Genomic DNA, 25,698 nt, shown 5'->3' with positions numbered 1-25,698 from the left:
CGAGGGACATGGGATGAATCCGTGCTCGTTGGGCAGGTGCAACCGTTCCCGCTCCATTTCATTATCGGCATGCCTGGGAGCGGCGATTTATCAAATGGATGACCGAGTGGTGGTCGATTTCAATCGAGGTTCCTTCTGCGCCGCGCGAAATATGGAATGCCGGAGCCTTGCACGGCCCGGATATCGACCATGACCTCGCGTCCAGGTCAGGTCGACGTGAGGCAAAAGTCTCTGGGAGTCAACAGGCAAGGTCGATTTACGCCTTGTAGCTAATCTCCGGCGATTGAGGGCCGCGAACGGCCAGGCGTAAAGAGGCTCCAATATTGGTTGCGGTAATAGTGGTGGATGTGAAGGAAGCCGTGGATCGCTGCACTTCGTCGGCGTGTACTTCCCAGAGTAAAGCTCTGGAACTGGTTGAATCGTAGGCATGACCAAGAGAGACGTCGCGGACCTGTTCGGTAACCGTTTCCTGACCGTGCCTGCCCCGTCGGAGAAATTCCCTGAGAAGGGGATGCCGGCGACGGATGCCATGAGGCTGCTGGATGAGGACCTCGTCATGGAAGGCGACCCGCAGCGCAATCTCGCCACGTTTGTGACCACCTGGATGGAGCCGGAGGCGCAACGCGTCATCGCCGAGAACCTCCACCGCAACTTCATCGACCACGCGGAGTACCCCATCTCCGCCGAGATCGAGCAGCGCTGCGTGCGCATGCTCGCCGACCTCTTCCACGCACCGGGCAAGACCACGGGATGTCGGACCCAGGGCTCGTCCGAGGCGATCATGCTCGGTGCGCTGTCGCTGAAGTGGAAGTGGCGGGAACGCCGCCAGGCGGCCGGCCTGTCGGTCGACCGGCCCAATCTGGTTTTCGGCGGTGACGTCCACGTCGTGTGGGAGAAGTTCTGCCGCTACTTCGACGTCGAGCCGCGGATCGTGCCGCTTGCCGAGGACAAGTACACGATCGGCCCGGAGGACGTTCAACCCCACCTCGACGAGAACACGATCGGTGTCGTCGCCGTGGTCGGCACCACGTTCACCGGTCACATGGATGATGTTGTCGGGATCAACAAGCTCCTGCGGGAAATCCGTAAGGAACGGGACCTCGACATCCCGATTCATGTCGACGGCGCCAGCGGCGGTTTCGTGTGGCCCTTCCTCTACCCGGATTCGAAATGGGACTTCCGACTCGAGCAGGTCCGCTCCATCAATGTCTCGGGCCATAAGTACGGCCTGGTCTACCCCGGCGTCGGCTGGCTGGTCTTCCGTGAGGAGTCCGACCTGGCCGAGGACCTCGTGTTCTACGAGAACTACCTGGGAAAGACCGACGCGACCTTCACGCTGAACTTCTCGACCGGCTCGGCAATGGTGCTCGCGCAGTACTACAACTTCGTGAGGCTGGGTCGCCAGGGCTACACCTACGTCATGGAGACGATGCAGAAGAACGCCCGCGCGTTGGCGGACAACCTCCGTAACAGCGGTCGCTTCGAAGTGATTGGCAGCGACCTCGAGCAGCTGCCGCTGGTCGCCTTCCGCCTCGCCGGCAAGCACGCCTATGACGAGTCCGACATCGCCTGGCAGCTCTCGGCCGAGCGCGGCTGGATGGTGCCGGCGTACACGCTCCCGCCCAATGCCGAGCGGGTGAAGATCCTGCGAGCCCTGGTCAAGGAGACCTTGAGTCGTGAGCAGATCGAGCGTCTGACTCAGGACATCGCTGACGCGTGCAGCACCTTGGACCACAAGGGTGCGATCACCGAGGTCGAGCTGGCTCAGGTTCACCGCAGCACCGGCTTCTGACGCAGCAACCGGCACCTTCAGGACGAGCGACAGAACCGGTCTCTCCTGGCCGGCAGAACGTTGCTGGGCTGGATCCCACCGAGTTCGAGCGTTCCGTCGTAGAGACGCACGGTCGCTGAGGAGCAGCCGACGCTCGGCAGTCCTGCGGGTCGTGGCCCCCTGGGCAAAGATCGTCATGGGGGTTCAGTCCCTCGTCTCTCTGCTGATCCTCGGACTCGTCGTCGCCCGGGGGGTCAACGTGCTTGCCCAGCAACGGCGCGGACGGCCGGGTCACCCAGACGGCTTTGCGGCGGTGCGTGCCGTACGCAGGTGCAGTGGAGTGGACCTCGACGTAACCGCCTCATGCCCACGGTCGGTCTGGGTACGGGCGTGCTCGGCGGATGTCCTGAAGGCAACCCTCATCGGCGTCGAGTCGGGCGCAACTGGATTCCAAGATCCCCCTCCAGACGGGGCGCAGGACTTGTGGACGCGCTTGAAATCCCACGTCACCGAGCGGTGGAAGGAGGACGACCGCCATGACCGACGAGGACATCCTCCTGGGCATCGCCCTGACCGTCGCCCTCGCCACCGGCTCGCAGATCCTGGCGAACAAGCTGCGCGTCCCCGCGCTGATCATCCTGTTGCCGGTCGGCTTCACGGCGGGCGCCCTGACCGACATCATTCACCCCGAGCGGCTCATCGGCCCGGACTTTTCCGCGCTGGTCTCGCTGTCCGTCGCCGTGATCCTCTACGACGCGGGCCTCGGGCTGAACCTGCGCAACCTGACCGGCCGTACCCGCGGAACCGTCACGCGACTGCTGATCATCGGCATCCTGGTCACCTTCTTCGCCGTGGGGAGTATCGGGCCGGCTCTGTTCGACATCCCGCTGCGGGTGGCCGCGATGATCGGCATGATCCTCGTCGTGTCCGGTCCCACAGTGGTCGGCCCCCTGCTGGAGTATGTCCGGCCGACGGACAAACTGCGGCGCATCCTGATCTGGGAAGGAACGCTGACCGACCCGATCGGCGGCATCCTCGGAGCCGTCACCTTCCACGCCGTCGCGACCTCTCACCGGATCGACATCGGCCGGGGCTACCAGATCGGGCAATTCCTCATCAGCATGGGCGTCGGCCTCGCGGGCGGCGCGGTGGGCACCGCCATCCTCTGGCTGACGCTGCACAAGTTGCGACTCGGCGAGACACTCGGCACCCTCGCCCAGTTGGCGACGGTGATCCTCGTTTCCGCTACCTGCGACATCGTCCGCGACGACACCGGTCTCATCGCCGCCATCGTCACTGGACTGGCCATCGCCAACCTCCCGGCGATGGACATGCCGGCTCGCCGACCCTTCCTCGAAACGCTCGTACAGATGATCATCGGCCTGCTGTTCATCTCCATCTCCTCCGCGGTCACTCCTGCGTCCGTTGTTCCCGTCCTGGTTCCCTCGCTCATCCTGATCGCCGTGCTCGTCCTCGTTGTCCGGCCGCTGATCGCATTCGCCGCGGCCTGGGGTTCTGACCTGACGGTGGGCGAATGGGGTTTCATCGGGTGGATGGCGCCGCGCGGCATCGTCGCGGCGTCAACCGCGTCCGCCTTCTCCGCCACCCTCGTGGCGAAAGGACTGCCCGGCGCGTCCAAGATCCTTCCCATCACCTTTCTCGTGATCGTGGGGACGGTCCTGCTCTACGCCCTGACCGCCGCGCCCGTGGCCCGGAAGCTGGGCGTCGTCCGATCGGCGCGGACGCGGCCTCTCCTGGTGGGCGGAGCCCCGTGGGTGATCGGCCTGGGGAAGGCTCTGAAGACTGCCGGGCTCGACGTCCTGATGTGGGCTGGGCTCGACGCGGAACGCAAGCGAATCACCACAGCCGGAATCGAACTCGCTCACGGAGAGATGCTGGCGACCGCGACCAACCCCCGAGCCCGCCTGGAGGGCGTATCGGCGGTGTTCCTGCTCACCGACGACGACGATTTCAACGCCCTCGCCTCCGTCGTCATCAAGGACAACGTGCAAGGGCCCGTCTACCGGGTCGGGCCACCGCGGGACAGCCACGGCGTGGTCGCCCCCTACACCGGCGGCGACATCCTCTTCGGCCGCGCGCTCGTCCGGCACCGCCTGGCGGCCCGCTATGAGCAGGGCGCCCGCTTCCACGTGCAGCCCGGATCCAAGCCGATCCCTTCGGACTACGACATCTTGTTCGTGGTCCGGGCCGACGGCCAACTGGCCCCGGTCACCGGGTCGCAGACGATCACACCCAAGCCGGGCGACACCGCCGTACTGATGGGCTCCGTATGACCTCGTGGGCCGCACGCTTCCGACTACGGCAGTACGCCAAGGCGAGTCTGTGGATCGTCCCCCTGTTCGGGCTCCTGCTCGGTGTCGCCCTCGCCGAAGCGACGTCCGCCATGGACGGGGCCTCCTGGCTGCCGAAGACCTGGGACTACTCCGCGTCGACCGCAAGCAACGTCCTCAGCTCCGTGGTCGGCGCGATGATCGCGCTGCTCGGCTTCGTCGTCACCATCGGGGTCCTCGTCATCCAACAGGCCACCGGCACCCTCTCACCGCGCTACATGCGGCTCTGGTACCGCGACCGGTTGCAGAAGGCCGTGCTGGCCACCTTCACCGGCACCTTCTCGTTCGCCTACACACTGCTGCGGAGCATCGAGACCAACTCAGTGCCCAACCTCGGTGTGACCCTGGCCGGCATCGCCGTGTCCGTGAGCCTCCTGCTCCTGCTGATCTACCTCAACCGCTTCACCCACAACCTGCGGCCCGTGGCCATCGCCGACATCGTGGGACGCCAGGGCGAACAGGTCCTCGACCGCATCGCGGCACATGTACGGAGCACCGCGGCGCCCGCCGGGGTGCCACTGGCGGCCGGCCCGGTGACCCGCATCCGGTCGGAACGCGGCGGTGTCATCCAGGCATTCGACGCACCCGGCATGGTCTCGCTCGCGGCGCGGCACGAATGCGTGCTCGTGCTGGCCGCCTCCGTCGGAGACTTCGTGCCGCCCAGCGGCACCGTCGTCGAGATCCACGGCGGTACGTCCACCCCTGCCCCGCGCCACGTGACCGAACTCCTCGCCCTCGGTCCGGAGCGGACGATCGAGCAGGACCCGGCCTTCGCCCTGCGCATCCTGGTCGACATCGCCATCAGGGCCCTCTCGCCCGCGGTCAACGACCCCACCACAGCCGTCCAGGTGCTGAACCACATCGAGGCGTTCCTGCACGCCATCGGACGTGCCGGAACCCGCAGTCAGTACGTGCTCGCCGACGACCGTGGCAGGCCACGCGTCGTGCTGCCCGGCCGGCCCTGGGAGAGCTACCTGGAACTCGCCGTCACCGAGATCCGCGACTACGGTGCAACCTCCGTCCAGGTCTGCCGACGGCTCCGGGCCCTCCTCGAAGGTCTCCTCTCAACGATGCCGGAGGAGTGCAGGCCCGCGCTCCGTGCCGAACTCGGCCTCCTCGACAACGCGGTAGAAAGAGAGTTCGGCGACGCCCCTCGCCGCGCCGACGCACGCACGGCCGACCCCCAGGGCATCGGGGGACGGCGCCGCCGGGACGCGCACCCCGACGCCTCACCGCCCGGCCGGCCCGGCCCGTAGGACATCTAGAGAGCGCTGATGTCGGCGACGTAGAGCCCTGATGGCGGGATCCGGCGGTGTCCGCCTGCTGCCGCGGGCGCGCTTACAGAGCACCGAAAGCGGCCCGGCTCTGCGGGCGGCCGGCAGGGTTCGGCGCGCCCGGACCCGGCTGCCCGTGCTCCGGCTCAGTCACGCTGCCGCTGCCGGTTAATGGCCTCGTCCAGGGTCGATGCCGCCATGATGAGCGACAGGTGGGTGAACGCCTGTGGGAAGTTGCCGAGTTGCTCGCCACTTGGGCCGATCTCCTCAGCGAACAGGCCGACATGGTTGGCGTAGGTGTGCATCTTCTCGAAGGTGTAGCGGGCCGGACGGATCCGCCCGGCCCGGGCCATGGCGTCGACGTAGAGGTAGGTGCAGAGGCTGAAGGTGCCCTCCGAGCCGCGCAGACCGTCCGGGGAGGCGGCCGGGTCGTACCGGTACACAAGACTGTCCGATACGAGCTTGCGCTCCATGGCGTCCAGGGTGGACAGCCAGCCAGGGCTCTTCGCGGGGAGAAACCCGACACGCGGGATCAGCATGAGGGAGGCGTCCAGGACGTCCCCTCCGTAGTGCTGCACCAGGGCCTGCTCGGCCTGGCTCCAGCCCTTGTCCATCACCTGTTCGAGAATGCTGTCACGGGCGTTGCGCCAGCGCAGAATGTCGGCCGGCCGGCTCAGTTCGGTCGCCAGGCGGAGGCCCCGGTCGAAGGCAACCCAGCACATCACCCGGCTGAACGTGAAGTCGTTGCGGCCCCCGCGCGTCTCCCAGACTCCCTCGTCCGGACGATCCCAGTTGTCGGAAAGCCAGTCCAGGGTCCGCGCGAGCCCCTTCCAGCCGTGGTATCCAAGCTCCTCACTGACATCCATGCCCTCGGCCATCGCGTAGAGGGCCTCGCCGTAGATGTCGAGTTGCAGCTGGTCGGCAGCCGCATTCCCGGCGCGAACCGGGTACGAGCCGCGGTAGCCCTCCCAGTGGTCGAGGATCTCCTCGCTCAGGTGCGGGTCCCCGTCGACCCGATACATGATCTGTAGGCGTTCACCGGGCAGATCCGCCCGGTCGCGCATCCGCTCACCCAGCCACTTGGTGAACGCCGACGCCTCTTCGGCGAACCCGAGGTCGAGCAGGGCCCTCACCGACAGCGCCCCGTCCCTCACCCACGAATACCGGTAGTCCCAGTTGCGCTCACCGCCGACCTGCTCCGGAAGACCCATGGTGGCGGCGGCGACCGGCGCACCGGTCGGGTGGTAGGTCAGGAGTTTGAGCGTGATGGCAGAGCGGTTCACCATTTCGGCCCAGCGCCCCCGGTAGTGGGAGGTGTGCAGCCACTTCTGCCAGAAGTCCACCTCACGCCACAAACTCGAAGTCACGCTCTCGACCGTGAGCGGAGGCGGCGCCTCACCGTCCACGTCGCACGTGGTGAACACGGCGACGGCCGACTCGCCGACTCCGAGAGTGACTGCCCCCTTCACGTCCTGGCCATCCCGTACCAGCGGAAAGCTGGCCTGCAGATGACCCGCGATACCGGGACCCCGGAACACTGCTCCCTGCGGCCGCAGGTCGAGCTCGTGGTCGGCCCGGCCGTAGTCGAACCGCGGCCTGCACTCCAGAACGAATCGCACGGTGCCGCGCACCACGCGAATCACCCGCATCAGGCTGTGGCGGTCGCTGGGGACGCGCCTGGTGTTCGCCGGCATCCAGTCGATGACCTCGCCGACGCCCTCCGGCGACATGAACCTCGTGACCAGCACGCCGGTGTCCGGGTAGTAGAGCTGTTTGCACGATACGTTCGAGTGCTCCGGTGCAAGCCGGAAATACCCGCCGTGGTCGTGATCGAGCAGCGAGGCGAAGACACTCGGCGAGTCGAACCTCGGCGAGCAGAACCAGTTCACCACGCCCTCAGAGGACACCAGGGCGGCGGTCTGCAGGTCGCCCACCAGACCGTGGTCGGCGATGGGTGGATAGCGGTCCATGAGTGTCCAATCAGGGAAGTTTCGGCGTGATCCACTATCTGACAGGCCATATGCGGCCGCCTCTCGGAACCTCGGACGGCCCAATCGGACCGAAAGCCGCAGCCCGAACGGAGGCAGACATCACGCCCCTGATTCCAACCACGGCAAGCGGGGCGACGACGCCCCGCCGACAGGGACGGGAACGCCATGCCTCACATGACCGCCTTCGCCAAACCGGTGGTTCTTGGTACAAGCGGTCAGTTCGCCAGAGCGGCTGGACGTACAGCCTCCGGTCCGAAGCGCCGACGGGCGCGGTCTGCGGCGGCTTCAGCCGCGCGGGCGCGGGCATCGCCGGGGTCCAAAGAGAGCTGGCGATAGGCCCTGCCGGTTGGCAGCAGGTTGTCTGCGCGGATCGCGAAGGCGCGTACTCGCGCTCGCTGCAATCCGAGACCGGCCAGCAGGCTCAGCACAGCCGCGGCGAGGGCGGGCGAGTGGTTGGTGGGTTCCGGCAGGGCGCGCGTGCGTGTCGTGGAGCTGCGGTCGGCGTACCGCACCGTGAGGGTGAGTCGGCTCGCAATCTGGCTTTCGCCTCGCAGGCGTTGGCCGATCTGGTCGGCAAGTCCCAGAACTGCGCGGTGATGCTGTGCGGGGTCGAGGCAGTCCCGCTCCAGCACACGGTCGGCGATCAGATGCGCTGCCGGTTCTGCGGGGACGACCGGACGAGGGTCGTGGCCGCGGGCACGCTCGACCAACAGCCGCGCCTGGCCGACGCCGAGGAGCCGCTGCAAGGCGACCGAAGGCAGGTCGGTGATCTGGCCGATGGTGTGCAGGCCGTATCTGTGAAGCGTTTCCGCCATGGTGCGCCCGACTCCGGGCAGCGCGGTGACGGGCCGCGGGTACAGCCAGTCGGCCACGTGATTGGCGGGGACCCAGGTGGTCTCGCCCGGCGCGGACGCGTCGGCCGCCATGGCCGCCAGCATGCGATTGCCCGCAAGCCCTGCGCTGCTGTCGATGCCGTAGAGAGCCTTCAACCTGAGCTTCGCCAGTTGTACGACGTCGTAGGCGGACAGATCGAAGTATCTGAGTGCCGAAGTCAGGTCGAGTTGGACGGCGCCTGGCGGGACAGCTTGGACGTGAGGAGTAATACCAGACATCAGTTCGATCACGCTGCCGAGCTGGTCCTCGGTCAGCCCAGCGTGCAGATGGAGGTGGGCGATGTGCCGCTGACGTGCGCTCATCCCGCGCTCCCGGGGCTTCGGTGGCCGAATTTCTTCAGGTCGGCCGAGCGGGTGCCGGCCGGCTGGAGGTCGGCGTACGGATGCAGCCGTGCGCCGGTGGTGCCGTTGGCCAGCGTGCGCTGCGGCTGGGCGGGGGTCGGGTGCGGGCGGTCGGCGCCGAGCAGGGCGAGGGCGGCTTCGGGGCCGTTGTCGCGGCGGGCGGCGGCGATCTCGTCCAGATCCCAGGCCATGGAACCGACGACGGTACGGCGGGTGCCTCGGACTTGGACCGTGCCGCGCACCAGCAGCAGCCCGCTGTGGAAGACGGTGTGCGCGCAGGCCGGGTGGGAGTCCTCGAAGAAGGCCAGGTCTACCAGGCCGGACCCGTCCTCCAGGGTGACGAAGATGATCCGCTTGCCGCTCGCGATCGGCGGGGTCTGGGTCGAGGCTCGTACGCCTGCGACGAGGACCTGCTGACCGGCCCGCATACCCGCCAGATGGGCGGCGTCGGTCGCGCCGATCTCGCGCAGCAGCCGATGGTGATGCTCCATCAGATGCCTGGAGACGTCGATGCCGAGGGTGCTCAACTCGGCGCTCAGGGCTTCGCGTCCGGTCATCTCCGGCAGCCCGCTCGGCTCCACTCCCCCAACGGCGCTCGCAACGATGGGCAGTTGACCTGAACCCGCGGTCCGGCTGCGGGACTGCCGATGCAACTCGGCGATCTGGAGCAGCAGATCGCGGCGCGTGAGGCGGCCGTCGTGCAGGCAGGTGAGCGCGCCGATCTCGGCGAGCCGTTCGGCGATCGGTCTGCTGGGACGGGCCCGCTGCCAGAAGTCCGACAGCGATCCGTACGGCTGGCTCTCCTCGATCCGCGCGCACTCGTCCTCGCTGATGCCGTGCACCGCGGACAACGCCAGCCGCACACCCCACTGGTCTCCGTCGCCCTTCTCCACGGTGTGCCTCACCTGGGAGCGGTTGACGTCGACAGGCAGGACCTGCACGCCACCCCGGCGGGCGTCGGCGACGAGCACGCGCTTGGGCCACATCCCGGGGTCGTGTTCGAGCAGGCCCGCCAACAGGAACGCCGGATAGTGCGCCTTGAGCCAGGCGCTCTGCAGGGCCGGCACGGCGAAGGCGACCGCGTGTGCCCGGCAGAAGCCGTACGCACCGAAGGCCTCGACGGTCTTCCAGACCTCGTCCCGGACGGCCGCGCTGTAGCCGCGTGCGCGTGCCAGCTCGTGGAACCAGTCCCTGATCCTGGGCAGTTGGTCCTTGTCGCCGAGCGCCCGCCGGGTGAACTCCGCGAAGGCCGGGTCGCAGCCGGTCATCACCGAGAACGTCTCGATGATCTGCTCGTGCCAGATGGTCACGCCGTAGGTGTCGGAAAGCACCGGTTCGAGGTCCGGGTGGGCGTAGGAGGGTGTGCCGCCGTGGCGGGCGGCGATGTAGCGCTCGGGCATGCCGCCGGCCACCGGGCCGGGCCGGAAGAGGCTGATGTCGGCGATGACGTCCTGGGGGTCGCGGGGCTGGAGCCGGGAGAGGAGGTCCTGCTGGCCGGGGGACTCCAGTTGGAAAAGGCCGAGGGTCTGACTCTCCTGGATGAGCTTGAAGGCGAAGACGTCGTCGAGCGGCACCTGTTGGGGGTCGTCCAGGTCGATGTGGTTGCCGGTGGTCCGTTCGATCTCGGTGACCGCGTGAGCCATCGCGGACTGCATCCGCACGCCCAGGACGTCGAGCTTGATGTTGCCCAGCGCTTCGATCTCCTCCTTCGCCGCCATGGCCATGGGGTAGTCGCCCTGCGGGGTGGGCTGCACCGGCAGCCGGTCCAGGAGGGTGGCATTGCTGATGACCACGCCACAGGGGTGCATGGCCATGCCGTGGACCAGGGAGTCGAGGCCCTCGGCGAGTTCCCACAGGGGGCCGTAGCGGTCTGCCTCCGCCGCCAGCTGCTGTAGTTCCGGCAGTTCGGCGAGGGCGCTCGTGATGTCGGAGGCGCGCAGGTGAGGGAAGCTCTTGGCGATCCGGTCGACGTCCGAGGGCGCGATACCGAGGGCCAGGCCAACATCCCGCAGTGCCCTGCGCGCACGGTAGGTCTCGGGCATGGCGGTGACCGCGATCCGTTCCTTGCCGAACCGTTCGAAGATCGTGTCGTAGCACTCCAGGCGTCTGGCGGACTCCACGTCGATGTCGATGTCGGGCAGTGTTTTCCGGCGCAGGTTCAGGAAGCGTTCGAACAGCAGGCGGTGGTCCAGCGGGTTGGCGGTGGCGATGCCGAGGGCGTGGCAGACCATCGACCCGGCACTGGAGCCGCGGGCCGCGACCCGGATGCCCTTCTCCCGGATGTCGGCCACGACTTGGCCGACGGCAAGGAAGTACGAGCTGTAGTCCAGCTTGGAGATCACGTTCAGCTCTTCGCCCAGCCGGTCGAGCGCCGCCCGGTCGCGGTCGAGACCACGTCGGGCCATGCCGGCCTCGCACTGCCGGCGCAGCAGCTCTCCGGCTCCTCCCGATCCGGGCTCGGCGCCGAAGAGCGCCGGTTCCGGGAAGTGCGGTGTGCCGAGGCCGAGGTCGGCTTCGGGGTCGATGGCGCACATGGCCGCCGTGGCAGCGGTGTCCGCCACCAGGCGGCGTGCCCGCCGGGCATCCGTTCCGGCGCACTCGGCAACCATCCGCGCGATGACCGTCATTGCCCTCTCGTTCTTGAGCCAGCGTTGCCCGCTGTCCAGGCGGCGCCGGTCGATCGGCCGCAACAGCCGTGCGGCGTCCAGGACATCAGCGAGCCGGTGCTGGTCGGGGTCGGCGTAGCGGACCGCGTTGGAGAGCACGGCGGTGGTGCGGGTACGGTCGGCCAGGGCGAGGGTGCGGGCGGCCAGGCGCAGGGATCCGGGACCAGTGCCGGAACGTTTCTGCGCAACGACTTCCAGCCGGACCTGCCTCCCGAAGATCTCCTTCCAGGGCGCCAGCAGCTTCATCGCGACGTCCTCCCGGCCCACCGACAGCGCCCGCGCCGGTTCCGAGAGCGGTCCGAGCAGTACGGTCAGCCCGGGGCCGCCGTACTCGCGCAGCGCCTCCCACGGCACCACCGGCGGCGTACCGGACAGGGCACCGACATGGGCCGCCGATGTGATGCGGCACAGCCGCGCCCAGCCCGCCCGGTTCTGTGCGAGCAGCACGAACCGCAGCGGCGGCTCGACGACGTGCGCACCACCGCGCGCCGGGGTGCGGTGCCGCTGAGCGGGCGGCGGAGGCGCCAGGGCCTGCACCGCCAGATCGATGCCGAAGAGCGGCCGGACCCCGTCCTTCATGCAGGCCTGGGCGAATCGAACAGCTCCGGTGACCGTGTCCCGGTCGGTGAGCGCGAGCGCGGACATGCCCCGCTCGGCCGCCCGCCGGACGAGCTGCTCGGGGTGGGCGGCGCCGTAGCGAGCGGAGTAACCGGACGCGACGTGCAGATGGGCGAAGCCCGCCATGCCGCACCTCCATCACTCCACCCCTTTTCAACCATATGTCCGATACGTTCATCGTACGTCCGTTCGATTACTCTAACCCCATCAGCCCCGGTCGGCGACCACGTTCAAACACATGACCGATTCTTCGGGGAGGTGGACAGCGTCCGAAACAGGCAGCATTCCGTCAGCTCCCCGGCAGGGCAGAGCAGTTGAGGGCAATCACTTCAGAGCACTCGCCGCATCGCGGCAATTCGGCAGGCCGAGACGGCTCACAAGTAACGGAATGCAGCGCGATCGACACTTTTCGTGACGGTGCATGCCGGCCGGCCTCGTCGGAATGCGTCGCCGTGACGAGGCGGCACAGGTCGGCCCGGCCGCGGGCGCCGTCCCGGGCGAGGAACCTGTACGCGTGCGGGCCGCTCCGCCGCCAGGTCCGCGCCGAACGATCGAATGCCCGTGCGACAACCTTTCGGCCCTCTCCCACCTGCGGAAACGTCCGTGGCCCCGGACCGTGAGGACATGACGCAGAGGAGCTTTCTCGCCGAGGTGAAGGACGCGGTCACCCCGCGCGCCACGCTGCTGGTCATCGGCGTGATCACCCTTCAGCTGCTGTTCATCGCCTCCTATGTGGGCGCGCTGCACGACCCCAAGCCCAAGGACGTGCCCTTCGGGGTGGTGGCGCCCCAGGCCGTGGCCCAGCAGGCGGTGGCCCGGCTGGAGCAGTTGCCCGGCTCGCCGCTGGACCCGCGCACGGTGGCCGACGTCGCGACGGCCCAGAAGCAGATCCTGAACCGGGACATCGACGGAGCACTGATCATCGACCCGCGCGGGACCACCGACACACTCCTGGTCGCCTCGGGCGGAGGCACTGTCCTCGCCACCGCCCTGGACACGCTCGTCACCACGCTGGAGAAGGCGGAGCAGCGGACGATCAGGACGCTGGACGTGGCCCCGGCCTCGGACCAGGACTTCGACGGGCTGTCCTCCTTCTACTTGGTCGTGGGCTGGTGCGTCGGCGGCTATCTGTGCGCCTCGATCCTGGCGATCAGTACGGGCGCAAGGCCGGCCAACCCGCGCCGCGCGGTGATCCGCCTGCTCGTGATGGCGCTGGTCTCGATCGTCGGCGGGCTCGGCGGCGCGGTCATCGTGGGGCCGATCCTGGGCGCCCTGCCGGGCAGCGTGATGGCTTTCTGGGGGCTCGGCGCGCTCGTCACCTTCGCGGTGGGAGCGGCGACGCTCGCCCTCCAGGGCATTTTCGGGATCGTCGGCATCGGCCTGGCGATCCTGCTCGTGGTGATCGCGGGCAACCCGAGCGCGGGCGGCGCCTTCCCGCTGCCGATGCTGCCGCCGTTCTGGAAGGCGATCGGGCCGGCGCTGCCACCGGGTGCCGGGACGTGGGCGGCGCGCTCGATCGCGTACTTCAAGGGCAACGACACGACCGCCGCTCTGCTGGTGCTGTCGGCATGGGCGGCGGCCGGGATCGTGATCACGCTGCTGGCGGCGGGACTGCGCCGGCGGCGCTCGGAGGCGGCCCTTCCGGGCGGGGTGCCGTGAGCCCCGGAAGACCTCTCCCTCGTACGCGGATCCCTCGTATATGGATCCCTCGTACGTGGAGCTCCCGTACGTGGAGCTCTCGTATGAGAATCACGCGTACGTGAATAACCCGCACGCGAAAGTCCCGCCCCTCGCGCGCGGGGCGGGACTTCACGAAACAGAACCGGAACCGGTGTGATGGCCGGTCAGGTCAGCCGATCTCGGCGCCGAAGGTCGAGAGGGCCTCGGTGACCGGCTGGAAGAAGGTCTCGCCGCCGGAGGTGCAGTCGCCGCTGCCGCCGGAGGTGAGGCCGATCGCCGCGTCGCCGTCGAAGAGCGAGCCGCCGCTGTCGCCGGGCTCGGCGCAGACGTCGGTCTGGATGAGGCCGTTGACGATGTCGCCGTTGCCGTAGTTCACGGTGGCGTCCAGGCCGGTGACCGTGCCGTCGTGCACCTGGGTCGTCGAGCCGCTGCGGGTCACCTTCTCGCCGACCGTGGCGTCGGCGGCGTGGGTGATGGCCTGCGAGGAGCCGTTGTAGAGGTCGACCTCGCTCGGGTGGTCCACGTCGGACGTGTACTTGACCAGGCCGAAGTCGTTGTCCGGGAAGCTGGACTGCTCGTTGGTGCCGATCTCGTTGCCGCTGGAGTCGGACCAGGTGGAGATGGCCTCGGTGCAGTGGCCGGCCGTGATGAAGTACGGCTGGCCGCCCTTGACCACGTTGAAGCCGAGCGAGCAGCGCCCGCCCGAGCCGGAGATCGCGTCGCCGCCCGCGATGAAGGGCTTGAACTCCCCCTTCGTACGCTGGACTTCGGCCACCGAGCCGAGGCCGTCGACGACCTTGGTCAGCTTGGTCCACTCGGCCTTGGAGACCGTGCGGTCGGCGGTGACGACGACCTTGTTGGTCGTCGGGTCGGTCACCCAGGAGGTGCCGGGGATGGTCGCGTCCTTCTTGAGCGTGGTGTGGGCGCTCTTGATCTCGGCGAGGGAGTTCTCGACGATTCTCGCCTTGGCGCCGGCCGCCTCGACGGTCTTGGCGGCGGTCTTGTCCAGCACGTTGACGACGAGGCTCTTGGCCTTCGCGTCGTAGAACGTGCCCGCCGCGTCGGTGCCGAGGTCCTTGCCGAGGGTCGAGGCGAGCTTTCCGGCCGCTGTGACCGACAGGGTCTCGGGCGCGGCGGTCTTCGGGGCCTCACTGGCGTTCGCAGTCTGGAAGGTGACTGCCGCGGCGATCAGCGCGGTGATGCCCGCACCTGCCACGGCCGCACGTCGCTTGGGTATGCGTCGGTGCTTCAACTCGGGTCCTCCTGTGGGGGGTCGGTCCGAGAGGTTGTGGGGACCTCACGAACCGGAGGGCGTTGAACAGCGCCCACTATTCCGAGGTCAACAGGGAGCACACAAGGGCGTCTTCAGGACGCGCGTAGAACGCGCTTTGCGCGCCCCTTACCTTTTGACAGTCCACGGTCACCCCACGTCTTCGCTCTGCAAACACTACGAGCGAGTAGCCTGTGCGCACTCTGTGAGGTCTACTCCTGTCCGAAATTCGACCCCTCGGGGTCCGGATCCATCCGGGGTTCGGCGGGCAGGAGTTGCTCCTGCACCGGTTGCTGCGACGGCTGCACCTGTGGCTGCGGCGGCTGTATCGGCGACTGCGCCTGCTGCACCGGCTGCTGAGGAGCCGCCGGCATCGTCGGCTGCGCCCGCTCCAGGAACCGCAGCAGTTCGACCGGGAAGGGCAGGACGAGCGTGGAGTTCTTCTCGGCGGCGACCGCCACCACCGTCTGCAGCAGCCGCAGTTGCAGCGCGGCGGGCTGCTCGGACATCTCCTTGGCGGCCTCGGCGAGTTTCTTCGACGCCTGGAGTTCGGCGTCCGCATTGATGACCCGGGCGCGCCGCTCGCGGTCGGCCTCGGCCTGCCGGGCCATGGAGCGCTTCATGGTCTCGGGCAGGGAGACGTCCTTGATCTCGACGCGGTCGATGGTGACGCCCCACTCCACGGCCGGGCTGTCGATCATCAACTCCAGGCCCTGGTTGAGCTTTTCGCGGTTGGAGAGCAGATCGTCCAGCTCGCTCTTGCCGATGATGGACCTCAGTGAGGTCTGCGCCATCTGCGCGACCGCGAACCGGTAGTCCTCGACCCGGACGATCGCCTCGGCCGGCGAGGTCACCTTGAAGTAGACGACGGCGTCCACCCGCACCGTGACGTTGTCCCGGGTGATGCCCTCCTGCCCAGGCACGGGCATCGTCACGATCTGCATGTTGACCTTGCGGAGCTTGTCCACGAACGGAACGATCATGGTGAACCCGGGCTCGCGCACCTCGGAGCGGAGCTTGCCGAGCCGGAACACCACGCCTCGTTCGTACTGTTTGACGACCCGCGCCGCCGACATCACGTACACCACACCGGCCGACGCGAGGGTCACTCCCGCAGCCACCAGCTCCTCGACCATGCCGGCCCCCCAGGGTCCGAAGTGGGCGTATGGGCGTATTACAGAGGAGTTATTACGGATGAGTCATTACAGAGGCGTACCGCCTGTACTTCGAAGGTAACTCCGGGGCACGGACAAGGGCGAGCCCCCGCACGGCAGTTGCGTGCGGGGGCTCGTCTGCTGCTGGCTGCGCCTGTGTGAGCCGGCTCGTCAGCCGACGCTCACGCCGTAGTAGCTCAGGGCCTCGGTGACCGGCTGGAAGAAGGTCGTGCCGCCGGAGGTGCAGTTGCCACTGCCGCCGGAGGTCAGACCGTACGCCACGGAACCGCCGTACAGCGGACCGCCGCTGTCGCCGCCCTCGGCGCAGACCGTGGTCTGGATCATGCCGTAGACGATGTCGCCGCTGCCGTAGTTGACGGTGGCGTTCAGGGCGGTGACCCGGCCGCTGTGGGTGCCGGTGGTGGAACCGCGACGGTAGACCGTCGTGCCCACGCTCGGCGTGGCGGCACTGGAGATGGTCTGGCTGCCGACTCGACTCGGGTGCGCGGCCGACCCGGTGTACCGGACCAGCGCGAAGTCGTTGGTCGGGAAGCTGTAGCTGACGTTCGTACCCAGCGTCGTGCTCTGGCCCGAGTTGGAGTACCAGGTCGAGGCGACCTCACCGCAGTGGCCGGCGGTCAGGAAGTAGTAGGTGCTCCCGCTGTGCACGTTGAAGCCGAGCGAACAGCGGTAGCCGCCACCGTAGATGGCGTCGCCACCGGTGATCAGCTTCTTGAACTGACCCGCGGTGTGCTTGATGGTGAGGGCGTCGGCATTGCTGCCGGCCTGGCTCTTGATCTTCGCGATCTCGGCCTTGGAGACCGTGCTGTCGACGGTGACGACGACACGGTTGGTCTTGCTGTCGACGGCCCAGGCGGTGCCCGGGACATCCGCCTTGAGGACCGAGGCGTTGGCGCTCTTGAGCTGGGTGGTGCTGAAGGGGGTGGCAGTGGACGCGTTCGCGCTGGGGACCGCGATCGCGGCGGCGGCCACGAGTCCGGTGGTGACGGCGATGAGCCGGGTCCGTCTCGCAATGCCGCTGCGGGGGGTGGTGCGCTTGATCCTCACGTTCGTTCCTCCCAAGGGGAAGTCGGGGGCCCGCGTGGGGTCGGGGCCCGTGAGGCGCAGCCAGGGCTCTGATCGTCCGGTTTCCGGACACGCCGTGCCCCTGACAAGCGCTTGCCGGGAGTATTCGGCCGAACGACCGGTAGGCGCAAGGGCGCCTTTCGGCCGTCAACCTTTGAACAAGCTATGAGATCTGGCCACTGTGCCCTGCTTCGGACCAAGTTGCGCTCCCCCGCCTCGATCGCGACCTCGGGGTCAGGTCGGAGAAGGTGTCGAAGTCCCTTACGCCCCACACGCCTTCGCGCACCAGCACGACCAGCCGCCGCCCGCCGAGCGCGACCCGTGCGGTGCCCACCGGTCCGGTGTCGGCCGCGAGCCGCACCTCACCGTCGAAGGGCCGCCCGTCCACGGTCAGCCCGTCCGCCGCGGCGGCCGTCAGCACCACGCCGTCGCCGTCGGCCGCCCAGATCCCGGGGATGTCCGGAAGTCGCCCGCCCGTAGGGCGCCGACACCGTCTCGACGCGGTGCTCCTGCCACTGCTTCCACGCGTCGTACGCGTCCGAAGTCATGAGATCGGCCTCGCCGTCATGCGATCAGCCCCTCCACTCCGGCTCGGACAACCCGAGGTGGGAGCGCAGAGTGGCGCCGCGGTATTCCGTGCGGAACGCGCCGCGTTCCTGGAGCAGCGGCACCACCCGGTCCACGAACTCGTCGAGTCCGCCGGGCGTCAGATGCGGTACGAGGATGAAGCCGTCGGCGGCGTCACGCTGCACGAACTCGTCGAGCTCGGTGGCGACCGCCTCCGCGGTGCCGCTGAAGGACTGCCGGCCGCCCACCTCGATCACGGTCTGCCGGATGGACAGCCCCTTCTCCTTCGACAGGGCCCGCCACTTCTCGGCGATCGCGACGGTGTCGCCGCGCCGGGTCCGGCCCTGGGTGATCGCGGAGTCCGCCACCGGGTCGCTGTCGGGAAGCGGCCCGTCGGGGTCGTACGACGAAAGGTCCGTGCCCCAGATCTGCTCCAGCGCGAGGATCGCGTTCTGCGGGGAGACCTGTTGGCGCCGGATCTCGGTGGCCCGCTCCTGGGCCTCGGCGGCGGTGTCACCGAGAACGACGCTGACGCCGGGCATGATCTTCAGGTCGTCCGGGGTGCGGCCGTACTTGTCCATACGGCGCTTCACGTCGGCGTAGAAGGAGCGCCCCGCCTCAAGCGAGCCGTGCCGCGTGCTGTGTCTTCCCGGGGGACAACCCCCGGACCCCCGGCCGGAAAAGACCACGTCGGCTGTGGCGGCGGCGAACTCCCGCCCCTCGTCCGAGTCCCCCGCCTGGATGACGACCGGGTGCCCCTGCGGTGAGCGCGGCACGGTGAACTCGCCGGCGATGTCGAAGTGCTGCCCGCGGTGCGCGAAGGGCCGGGGGATGCCGTCGGGGGTCCAGGAGTCCCACAACTTCCGTGCCACCTCGACGAATTCGGCGGCCCGCGTATAGCGGTCGGCCCGGTCGAGGTAGCCGCCGCGGCGGAAGTTCTCGCCGGTGAAGGCGTCGGAGGAGGTCACCACGTTCCAGGCCGCCCGGCCGCCGCTGAGGTGGTCCAACGTGGCCAGCCTGCGGGCGAGTTCGTAGGGCTCGTTGAAGGTCGCGTTGACCGTGGCGGCGAGGCCGAGCCGCTCGGTGACGGCGGTGAGCGCGTTGAGGACCGTGAGCGACTCGGGTCGCCCGACTACGTCCAAGTCGTGGACACGGCCCTTGTGTTCGCGCAGCCGCAGCCCCTCGGCGAGGAAGAAGAAGTCGAAGAGACCGCGTTCGGCCGTGCGGGCGAGGTGCTCGAAGGACGAGAAGTCGATCTGCGACTTCGAGCGCGGATCGGCCCACACGGTGGAGTTGTTGACGCCGGGGAAGTGCGCGGCGAGATGCATTTTCCTACGGGACGTACGAGTCCGTACGGTCATGACGCTCCCCCGGTCACGGCGTACTGGTTGGCGGGCCGGGCGAGGCCCAGGTGCTCCCGGAGCGTGCTGCCCGGGTAGAAGGTGCGGAACAGGCCGCGGTGTTGAAGCAGCGCGACGGTGCCGTTGACGAGCCGCTCCAGGTCGCGGCGCGGCTCGGTGGGCGTGAGGTGGAAGCCGTCGACGATGCCGTTCGTGTGCCAGGTGGCGATCAGTTCGGCGAGGTCCACGGGGCCGCCCCGGTACAGCGGGCCCTGCACGGTCTGCCGGGGGCCGCCCCCGCCGTGCCCCGGCTCGGCCGCGTGCTCGCCGTCGCCGAGGTCGACGAGGAGGCTCGCGAAGACGCGCAGGGAGTCGGGGTCGCGTCCGAACTCCTGGGCGCTCCCGCGGAGTTGTTCCCGTACGGCGGCGGCCTGCGCGGCACTCGACGCCCGGACGAGGACCACGTCGGCGTACCGGGCCGCGGTGCGCCGGGCGTGCCCCTCGGTGGCGTCGGCCACGCGGACGGGGTGGCCCTGCGGGGGGCGCGGCACGATCGAGGGGCCCTTCACCGAGAAGGCGCTGCCGGTGAAGTCGACGTAGTGCAGCTTGTCCCGGTCGATGAACCGGCCCGTCGCCAGGTCCCGGATCTCGGCGTCGTCCTCCCAGCTGTCCCACAACTGGGCCGCCACATCGGCGACTTCGCCTGCTTCGCGCCACAGTTCGTCGGCGGGTGCCGCGTGCCGGCGGCCGAAGAGACGGGCCTCGCCCTCGGTGGTCGACACGTCGATCCGCCAGCCGGCCCGGCCGCGGCTGACCCAGTCGAGGGTGGCGACGGCGGCCTGGACGTGGAAGGGCTCGGTGTGCGTCGTCGTGACGGTGGGCACCAGGCCGATGCGGTCGGTGGCGGGCGCGACGCCGGACAGGACGGCGAGCGCGTCGGGCCCCGGGCGGGTGAAGGTGTCGCCGAGCGTCACGAAGTCGAGTCCGCCGCGCTCGGCGAGCCGCGCCGACTCGACGTAGGAGCCGACGTCGTACGCCGCCTCCTGGTCGATGGCGGCGGCCAGGTGCAAGAGCCCCCGGCCGTGCGATGAGGTCATGTCGGAGAACCTTTCAGAGAACCTTGGAGAGAAACGCTCGCGTGCGCTCGTGGCGGGGAGCGTCCAGCACGTCACCGGGTGGGCCCTGCTCGACGATCCTTCCGTCGGCCATGAACACCACCGTGTCGGCGACCTCGCGGGCGAAGCCGATCTCGTGGGTCACGACGATCATCGTGGTGCCCTGATGGGCCAAGTCCCGTATGACGTCGAGGACTTCGCCGACCAGCTCGGGGTCGAGCGCGGAGGTCGGTTCGTCGAACAGCAGCAGCTTCGGCTCCAGCGCGAGCGCCCGCGCGATGGCCACCCGCTGCTGCTGTCCGCCGGACAGCTGCCTGGGATAGGCGTCGGTCTTGTCGGCGAGGCCGACCCGGTCGAGGAGCCGGCGCGCGCTCTCGACGGCCTCCTTGCGCGGCCGCTTCAACGCCGAGACCGGTGCCTCGATGACGTTCTCCAGCACGGTGAGGTGCGGGAACAGGTTGAAGTTCTGGAAGACGAAGCCGATTTGGGTGCGCTGCTTCAGCACCTCGCGCTCGGGCAGTTCGTGCAGCTTGTCGCCCGAGCGCCGGTAGCCGACCAGCGTGCCGTCCACGCTGATCGCGCCGTGGTCCACCTTCTCCAGGTGGTTGATGGTGCGCAGCAGGGTCGACTTGCCGGAGCCGGACGGGCCGAGGACGACGGTCACGTCACCGGTGCGCACTTCCAGATCGATGCCCTTGAGGACCTCGAGCGGGCCGAAGCTCTTGTGGACGGATCTGATGTCGACCATGACGCTCATCGCGGGGCTTCCTTGCGGTAGTTGGGGAGGCATGTCATGCGGCCGCGCTGCGGGACTGCTCGCGCAGGAACAGCAGCGCCGCCCGCGCGGTGGCGTCGTTCTGGCGGAACGCGGGACCGCCGGTGCGCGGCCGGGTGAAGGCACCGGGCGTGCGTCCGTCGGTGTAGGGCCCGAGCGCGAACCGGCGGGGATGCGGCCGCCCGGCCCGGTCGAGGATCCGCCCGTCGCCGGGGTTCACCCGGAGGAGCCCGTCGGGGGTCTCGGCGGCGCCGTCGGCGTGCAGCTCGCGCAGCAGGGTGTCGCGGGCACGCCCGACGGTGGGCTCGGGCAGCCGTGCCTCGACCAGCGCCCGCGCCTCGACGAAGGAGTCCGGCACGGTGGCGCTGGATGCCCGGAACACTCCGTCCTCGGCACGGACGGTCATGTCGGCGCCCAGGAACTTCAGGACACCGGCGCGGGAGAGCGCCAGCATCTGCCGCAGCCGCGGCCCGGGCGGTCCGGAGGCCAGATAGCTGAAGAAGCCGTGCCACCAGGGGCCGATGCCACCGAGCCGGACCAGCTGGCCGTAGACGGAGAGCAGCCCGAGGAACACCGCCAAGTCCGGGCTGTACCGCGGATCATGACGTCTGCTCAGATCCTGCTCGACATAGCCGCGCAGCCCCTCCTGGAACTCCTCGAACGAGGAGTACCGCACCCCGTCCAGCGGGTGGTCGAGCGCGTCCAGATCCAGCCGGTCCGCCGGGTCGGGCACGGCGGACGCCACGAGGACCTGGAGGTCCGCGCCGCTCCCGGCCGCGTACTTCTCCTCGAAGTCGGCCCAGGGCATGGCGGTCCGCTCGGGATGCACGGTGAACAGCCGGTGGTAGTGGGCGAACCCCAACTCCTTCTCCACCAGCGGCCACACGTCCCGCCGGAAGTCGAACCCGGCGGGCCGCGCGAGCAGCGCTTCGACCTCCGGGGGACCGAAGAACCTTGGCAGCGGCGGCCGTTCACCACTCCAGTCGTAGCCGATCTTCGAGTGGTACGGCACTCCGCGCCGCGAGCCGACGTACAGCATCGGCTCCTGCCCCGACGGCACATACGTGTCGCCCTCGTAGCGCCCGCCCCGCCCCTCGGTCAGCAGCACCATCAGGTCGACGAAGGCGAGCCCGAACCCGCGCACGAGGACGGGTTCGCCGGCCTGCAGCGCGGACAGGTCGCTGTCGGCGGTGAAGTCGGGCGGGAGGTGAACCAGGCCGTGAGCCTCGGCGTACGCGGCCAACTGGTCCTGCTGGTCGTCGAGTTCGGCGTCGAGATGGCCGAGCGCGAGGACGACGAGGTCGGCGAGGAGCGGGCGCGGTCGGCCCTCCAGCCACACCTGCTGGTGGCCCTCGCGCGAGCCGCTGACCCGCAGGGCGCGCCGCGGGTGGTGGTGGACGGTGACGTCCGGGGGCAGGGCGGCGACGGCCCGCTCGTGGACCCAGCGCAGATACGACCCCTGCAGCTGCCGGTCCGCGAAGACGCGGCCGTCGATGCCGGCCCACTCGTGCAGCGTGGGGCCCTCGCGCACCGGGCCCTCCATGGCCACCGTCTCGTCGGTGAACATGGTGACGTCCTCGGCGTGGGAGTTCATCCACAGCAGCGGCGACTGCGCGGCACGCCAGATGCGTCCGGCGCCCGGCTGGTGGGGGTCGACGAGGTGGATGTCGAGGCCCGAACCGGCGTACAGCTGGGGCGCGTTGGCGGCGATCCGCTCGATGAGACCGGTCCCCCGCGGCCCGGCCCCGACGATCACCAGAGAGGGCCTCATCGCGCGCGCTCCGAACCGCGGGCGTAGTGCTTCTCCACGAAGTACTGCCCGACGCCGAGCACCGAGGTGACGACGGTGTACCAGACGGTGGCCACCATCAGCAGCGGGATGACCTGGTAGGTGCGGTGGTAGACGAGCTGCACGGAGAAGAGCAGATCGCTCACCGCGATGACGCTGACGATGGAGGTGCCCTTGAGGGTGCCGATCAGCATGTTCCCGGCGGGCGGCACGATGGAGCGCATCGCCTGCGGCAGCACGATCCGCCGCCAGCGCCGCCACCGGCTCAGGCCGAGCGCCTGGGCGGCCTCGATCTGCCCGCGCTCGACGGACAGGATGCCGCCGCGCACCACCTCGGCGGCGTACGCGGCCTCGTGCAGGGTCAGCCCGACGATGGCGACCTCGACCGGCCCGAGCAGATTGACCGTCTTCACCCCGAACAACTCCGGGTACAGGGCCCCGATGTTGAACCACAGCAGCAGCTGCACCAGGATCGGGATCGACCGGAACAGCCACACATAGCCCCAACTCACGCTCCGCAGAACGGGGTTGGCGGACAGCCGGAACGCGGCGAGCAGGGTACCCAGCGCGAAGCCGAGCACCATCACGACCGCGGTCAGCCACAGCGTGAGCCACAGCCCGCGCAGGACGGAGTCCGAGGTGAAGTAGTCGGCGACGACGTCCCACTGGAACGCCTTGTTGCGCACAACGGAGTTGACGGCGAGCCCGAGGAGCGCCAGCACGACGACGGCGGCGGTCCACTGCCCGAACCGGCGTTGCGGAACGATCTGCAGGGCGTCCGCACGCTCCGGTATGTCCGGGGCGGCGGGAATCTTGGCGAGGGTGTCGGAGGACATGCGAAGGCTCCGTGACGTAGGTCGAACACGGTGGTGCCTTCACACGGACGCGCCGCGTACGGCGCGCTACGGCCGAGCCCCTCAGCAGGGCCGTCCATCGACTGTACGGGGCCGTTTCCCCTCACTGTCAAGGCCGTCCATCATGTGAGCCGCACGTCTCAAGTCAGTTGACGCAGAACCGGATGCCTGTTCCACTTGGCCCATGCATCCACAGCAGTGGCTGGTCAAGCGCTCCCACATCGACTTCGGTCGAGTGTGGTCCTCTTCCTGTTGAGCCGACCCACTGCGCGCCCGTAATCCCTGATCGTCCCGATCCGGCTGGGCGTCTTTCGCGTTCTCCCTGCTCCGCCAGTTCCGCCTTCACACGCGCACCCCTCCCCTCGCGCTCTTTTCGCCTTTGCTCCCAGGAGACCGCACACCATGCGCCGTACGTCGACACGTACCCGTAAGACCAATTTTGCGCCCTTTACGCCCTTTGCTCTGATCACCTCGGCGACGCTGCTCCTCACGGCGTGCGGCTCGGGTTCGGGCGACGCCACCGACGCCGTGGGCGCGGCGGCCAAGGCCGACAAGATCCCCACCACTGACGTCGTCTCCGCCGTCCGGAAGGACGAGGCGTCGGCGAAGCTGCTGCCTTCGGGCGTCAAGAGCCTGACGGTCGCCATCAGCGTCGGCGGCACCCCGCCCGGCACGACCTACCTGGACGACGGCAAGACCCTGACCGGTCAGGACGTCGACTTCGCGGACGCCGTTGCCAAGGTGCTCGGGATCAAGCTCAAGACGGAACAGGCCGGCTTCGAGGCGATCCTGCCGGCCCTCGACAGCGGCAAGTACGACTTCGGCGCGAGCAACTTCGGCGTCACGGACGAACGCCGCAAGACCATCGACTTCGTCACCTACATCAACGACGGCCAGGGCTTCGCCACCCGCAAGGACAGCAAGCTGTCCAAGGTCACAGACCTCAAACAACTGTGCGGCCTGAACGTCGCCACCGGAGCGGGCACCACCTTCGAAGCCACGCTGGAGGAGAGCAAGAAGGTCTGCACGGACGCCGGCAAGAAGGCGTACAAGGTGCAGACGTACAGCGAGACGGGCGCCATCTGGTCCTCGCTCCAGCAGGGCCGCAGCGATGTCGTGATGTCCACCATCAACGGCCTGCGTTACGCGGTGGCGCATCAGGAGGGCGTGAAATTCCTCAACGAGTACCACCGCCTGGACGTGGGCTTCGCCTTCAAGAAGGGCACAAACCTGGCCCCCGCTTTCCAGTCGGCGGTGAACAAGCTGATAGCGGACGGCACTTACACCAAGATCCTCAAGAAGTGGGGAACGACGGGCTCGGCAATAGAGAAATCCCAGATCTCCCCACCCGAACTGAAAAACTGACGGCCGCTTTCCCGCGCCCCAAAGGGGCGCGGGGCCGTATCGATATGCGGCTCCGCCGCGTGAGCGCGATCAGCCACAACCAACCCGCAGCCGCTAACGCACCATCACCGCCTGCCTCTTGGGCGCAGACCGAACCCCCACCACCCGATCCATCAACGCGCCCAGAACATCCCGCACAGACGCCCGCTCCCGAGCATCACACTCCAGCACGGGAACCCCCGCACCAAGCCCCAACACCTCCCGCACGTCCCCCAGTTCGACCCGCTCCGCACCGTCGAACCGATTCACCACGAGCACGAACGGCGCGCCCCGGGCCTCGAAGTAGTCGACGGCCGGAAAGCAGTCCTCGATCCGCCGGGTGTCCGCGAGGACGACCGCTCCCAGCGCCCCCTCCACCAACTCGTCCCACAGGAACGAGAATCGACGCTGCCCAGGCGTCCCGAACAGGTACAACGCGATCGCCGGATCGAGCGTGATCCGCCCGAAGTCCAGGGCAACGGTCGTGGTGGTCTTCGACTCGATCCCGTCGAGCGAGTCGACGCCCACCGAAACCTGCGTGATCGCGGCCTCCGTGTCCAGCGGCTCGATCTCCGAAATCGCCCCGATGAACGTGGTCTTGCCCACGCCGAGCCCGCCGCTCACCACGATCTTCACGGGGATCGGCACGATCGTGTCAGAGCGCCTGGACATGGTCCTTGAATCCTTTCGAGCATCCGGGACGACAGCTCGGCCGTACGAACGTCGCGTCCTCAACAGGCTTTACGCACATGGGCACTTCAGCGTTCAGCGCAGTAACG

The 25,698-nt window shown here is 68.7% G+C and carries 17 protein-coding genes and 1 pseudogene; 5 read left to right on the top strand and 13 right to left on the bottom strand.

Translation table 11 applies throughout. From position 1 onward, the window contains the following. Window positions 1–427 precede the first annotated feature (427 nt). From OG303_RS38760 to OG303_RS38750, 3 genes are all read left to right on the top strand, one after another. Window positions 428–1,792 (top strand): glutamate decarboxylase, encoded by a 1,365-nt coding sequence (locus tag OG303_RS38760; protein ID WP_405874491.1) that lies wholly within the window; start codon window positions 428–430, stop codon window positions 1,790–1,792. Window positions 1,793–2,307: 515 nt separating this feature from the next. Then, the gene (locus tag OG303_RS38755) at window positions 2,308–4,065 is read left to right on the top strand and encodes a cation:proton antiporter (RefSeq protein ID WP_405874489.1); all 1,758 of its coding nucleotides are present in this window, start codon (window positions 2,308–2,310) and stop codon (window positions 4,063–4,065) included. Further along, window positions 4,062–5,378: a DUF2254 domain-containing protein gene (locus OG303_RS38750; protein WP_405874488.1), complete on the top strand. Its 1,317-nt coding sequence runs from the start codon at window positions 4,062–4,064 to the stop codon at window positions 5,376–5,378. The genes OG303_RS38755 and OG303_RS38750 overlap by 4 nt, the downstream gene beginning before the upstream one ends. Window positions 5,379–5,542: 164 nt before the next feature. Here OG303_RS38750 and OG303_RS38745 read toward each other — a convergent pair whose 3' ends face one another. From OG303_RS38745 to OG303_RS38735, 3 genes are all read right to left on the bottom strand, one after another. Next, window positions 5,543–7,366, bottom strand: coding sequence for a glycoside hydrolase family 15 protein (locus tag OG303_RS38745; protein WP_405874487.1), 1,824 nt, complete (start codon window positions 7,364–7,366; stop codon window positions 5,543–5,545). Window positions 7,367–7,602: 236 nt separating this feature from the next. Continuing rightward, complete coding sequence (locus tag OG303_RS38740; protein ID WP_405874485.1) at window positions 7,603–8,583, bottom strand: DNA polymerase thumb domain-containing protein; 981 nt, start codon at window positions 8,581–8,583, stop codon at window positions 7,603–7,605. Beyond that, window positions 8,580–12,032 (bottom strand): DNA polymerase III subunit alpha, encoded by a 3,453-nt coding sequence (locus OG303_RS38735; protein ID WP_405874483.1) that lies wholly within the window; start codon window positions 12,030–12,032, stop codon window positions 8,580–8,582. Before OG303_RS38735 ends, OG303_RS38740 begins: the two co-directional genes overlap by 4 nt. A 498-nt stretch (window positions 12,033–12,530) precedes the next feature. Here OG303_RS38735 and OG303_RS38730 point away from each other — a divergent pair, with 498 nt between their 5' ends. Beyond that, window positions 12,531–13,565 carry a DUF3533 domain-containing protein gene (locus OG303_RS38730; RefSeq protein ID WP_405874482.1) on the top strand — a complete coding sequence of 345 codons (1,035 nt, stop codon included), beginning with the start codon at window positions 12,531–12,533 and terminating at the stop codon, window positions 13,563–13,565. Window positions 13,566–13,755: 190 nt separating this feature from the next. Here the strand turns inward: OG303_RS38730 and OG303_RS38725 are convergent, their stop codons facing one another. The 9 genes and pseudogenes from OG303_RS38725 to OG303_RS38685 all read right to left on the bottom strand — a co-directional run bounded on the left by OG303_RS38725 (window position 13,756) and on the right by OG303_RS38685 (window position 23,518). Beyond that, window positions 13,756–14,838, bottom strand: a complete 1,083-nt coding sequence (locus OG303_RS38725; protein WP_405874480.1) for a S1 family peptidase — start codon at window positions 14,836–14,838, stop codon at window positions 13,756–13,758. Between the two features lie 230 nt (window positions 14,839–15,068). Beyond that, window positions 15,069–15,992, bottom strand: a complete 924-nt coding sequence (locus tag OG303_RS38720; RefSeq protein WP_405874479.1) for a slipin family protein — start codon at window positions 15,990–15,992, stop codon at window positions 15,069–15,071. Between the two features lie 189 nt (window positions 15,993–16,181). Next, the gene (locus tag OG303_RS38715) at window positions 16,182–17,078 is read right to left on the bottom strand and encodes a S1 family peptidase (RefSeq protein WP_405874477.1); all 897 of its coding nucleotides are present in this window, start codon (window positions 17,076–17,078) and stop codon (window positions 16,182–16,184) included. A gap of 229 nt (window positions 17,079–17,307) precedes the next feature. Beyond that, a pseudogene (locus tag OG303_RS38710) lies at window positions 17,308–17,644 on the bottom strand (hypothetical protein); the annotation flags it as partial. Between the two features lie 24 nt (window positions 17,645–17,668). Beyond that, complete coding sequence (locus OG303_RS38705) at window positions 17,669–18,991, bottom strand: NtaA/DmoA family FMN-dependent monooxygenase (protein ID WP_405874476.1); 1,323 nt, start codon at window positions 18,989–18,991, stop codon at window positions 17,669–17,671. 29 nt (window positions 18,992–19,020) lie between these two features. Next, the gene (locus tag OG303_RS38700; RefSeq protein WP_405874474.1) at window positions 19,021–20,100 is read right to left on the bottom strand and encodes an LLM class flavin-dependent oxidoreductase; all 1,080 of its coding nucleotides are present in this window, start codon (window positions 20,098–20,100) and stop codon (window positions 19,021–19,023) included. A gap of 13 nt (window positions 20,101–20,113) precedes the next feature. After that, window positions 20,114–20,875, bottom strand: coding sequence for an amino acid ABC transporter ATP-binding protein (locus OG303_RS38695; RefSeq protein WP_405874473.1), 762 nt, complete (start codon window positions 20,873–20,875; stop codon window positions 20,114–20,116). 34 nt (window positions 20,876–20,909) lie between these two features. Beyond that, window positions 20,910–22,664: an FAD/NAD(P)-binding protein gene (locus OG303_RS38690; protein WP_405874472.1), complete on the bottom strand. Its 1,755-nt coding sequence runs from the start codon at window positions 22,662–22,664 to the stop codon at window positions 20,910–20,912. Then, the gene (locus OG303_RS38685; RefSeq protein WP_405874470.1) at window positions 22,661–23,518 is read right to left on the bottom strand and encodes an amino acid ABC transporter permease; all 858 of its coding nucleotides are present in this window, start codon (window positions 23,516–23,518) and stop codon (window positions 22,661–22,663) included. The genes OG303_RS38690 and OG303_RS38685 overlap by 4 nt, the downstream gene beginning before the upstream one ends. 420 nt (window positions 23,519–23,938) lie before the next feature. On the opposite strand from OG303_RS38685, the gene OG303_RS38680 reads away from it, so the two are divergent. Next, entirely contained in the window at window positions 23,939–24,901 is a 963-nt protein-coding gene (locus tag OG303_RS38680) for an ABC transporter substrate-binding protein (protein WP_405874469.1), read from the top strand. Window positions 24,902–24,994: 93 nt separating this feature from the next. Here the strand turns inward: OG303_RS38680 and OG303_RS38675 are convergent, their stop codons facing one another. Then, window positions 24,995–25,591, bottom strand: coding sequence for a GTP-binding protein (locus tag OG303_RS38675; RefSeq protein ID WP_405874467.1), 597 nt, complete (start codon window positions 25,589–25,591; stop codon window positions 24,995–24,997). Window positions 25,592–25,698: the final 107 nt, after the last annotated feature.

This window comes from Streptomyces sp. NBC_00005, assembly GCF_045160215.1.
Taxonomy (GTDB): domain Bacteria; phylum Actinomycetota; class Actinomycetes; order Streptomycetales; family Streptomycetaceae; genus Streptomyces.
This window is presented reverse-complemented; position numbering and strand designations above follow the sequence as displayed.